Source organism: Synergistes jonesii (assembly GCF_000712295.1).
GTDB lineage: Bacteria > Synergistota > Synergistia > Synergistales > Synergistaceae > Synergistes > Synergistes jonesii.
Window position 1 is genome coordinate 1 of sequence record NZ_JMKI01000028.1, and the last position, 1,549, is coordinate 1,549.

Consider the following 1,549-nt stretch of genomic DNA (forward strand, 5'->3'; position numbering starts at 1 on the left):
TTTGACATACTACTGTTACTTGAGAGAGATCGAGAGGACCTTAGCTTGCTAAGGAGGTAGAACAGGTGCTGCATGGCTGTCGTCAGCTCGTGTCGTGAGATGTTGGGTCAAGTCCCGCAACGAGCGCAACCCCTATAGCCAGTTGCTAACGAGTCGAGTCGAGCACTCCGGCGAGACTGCCGCCGACAAGGCGGAGGAAGGTGGGGACGACGTCAAGTCATCATGGCCTATATGCCCAGGGCGACACACGTGCTACAATGGCCGGCACAAAAGGCAGCTTGCCAGCGATGGTTGGCGGATCCAGAAAAGCCGGTCCCAGTTCGGATTGCAGACTGCAACTCGTCTGCATGAAGCCGGAATCGCTAGTAATCGCAGATCAGCCAAGCTGCGGTGAATACGTTCCCGGGCCTTGTACACACCGCCCGTCACACCACCCGAGTTGGGGGCACCCGAAGCCGCGAGCTTAACCGCAAGGGAAGAAGCGTCGAAGGTGCGCCTGGTAAGGGGGGTGAAGTCGTAACAAGGTAGCCGTACCGGAAGGTGCGGCTGGATCACCTCCTTTCTAAGGAGCAACAAAATTTTTTATCTCATCGCTATCTCTTATACACCGCTATTGCGTGGGCCGATAGCTCAGTTGGTTAGAGCACTCGGCTGATAACCGAGAGGTCGGAAGTTCGAATCTCCCTCGGCCCACCATTTTCTTCGACATTTTGGGGATGTAGCTCAGTGGGAGAGCGCCTGCCTTGCACGCAGGAAGTCGTCGGTTCAAGTCCGATCATCTCCACCATTGCAGTGTCTTTGGCGTGACGCTGCGGAACCATGACAAGAAGCCTTGAAGCCGTATAAGGAGAAGCGCTCAAGCCGTTGGAAAAGCGAAAAAGCGGAGGTAAGAGTGTTGTGATCCGTATTTGGTTTAAGTATGAAGGCCTATAAAGGATTTATGAGGTTAAGGTACACATAGCACGAGGGGAATGCCTTGGCGCTGTATGCCGAAGAAAGACGTAGCAAGCTGCGAAAAGCCGCGGTAAGGAGCAAGCATCCATCGACCCGCGGATATCTGAATGGGGCAACCTTCACGGGTCAACCCGTGAGCCTTTAGAGAAAGGCGGCAACCCGGCGAAGTGAAACATCTCAGTAGCCGGAGGAAAAGAAATCGTAAGAGATACCCTAAGTAGTGGTGAGCGAAAGGGGCGAAGCCCAAACCGTAGCCATGCCAAGCCCGCAGGCGTTGTGGCGTCGGTGTAGAGGGATCATACGGGAAAGGCTGCGGACCTTCCACGGAGCGAGAAAGCCGACAGCAAACCGAACCGAGTTGGAAAATCGGGCCATAGAGAGTGAAAGCCTCGTAAGTGCAAGCCGTCGGCCTCCGGTATGACACCCAAGTAATGCGGAACACGAGAAACTCCGTACGAATCCGGGCCGACCACGGTCCAAGGCTAAATACATACAGCGACCGATAGAGAAACAGTACCGAGAGGGAAAGGTGAAAAGCACCCCTGGCGGGGAGTGAAAGAGACCTGAAACCTCGTGCTAACAAGCAGATGGAGCT

Annotated in this window: 2 tRNA genes and 2 rRNA genes; all 4 read left to right on the top strand. The window is 54.7% G+C overall.

What is annotated here, in order from left to right:
- Positions 1-562 (top strand): 16S ribosomal RNA (locus EH55_RS06245); the annotation flags it as partial.
- Positions 563-619: 57 nt separating this feature from the next.
- Positions 620-696 (top strand) — tRNA-Ile (locus EH55_RS06250).
- A 16-nt stretch (positions 697-712) separates the two neighbouring features.
- A tRNA-Ala gene (locus EH55_RS06255) sits at positions 713-787 on the top strand.
- Positions 788-944: 157 nt separating this feature from the next.
- Positions 945-1,549: ribosomal RNA gene (locus EH55_RS06260) — 23S ribosomal RNA — on the top strand; the annotation flags it as partial.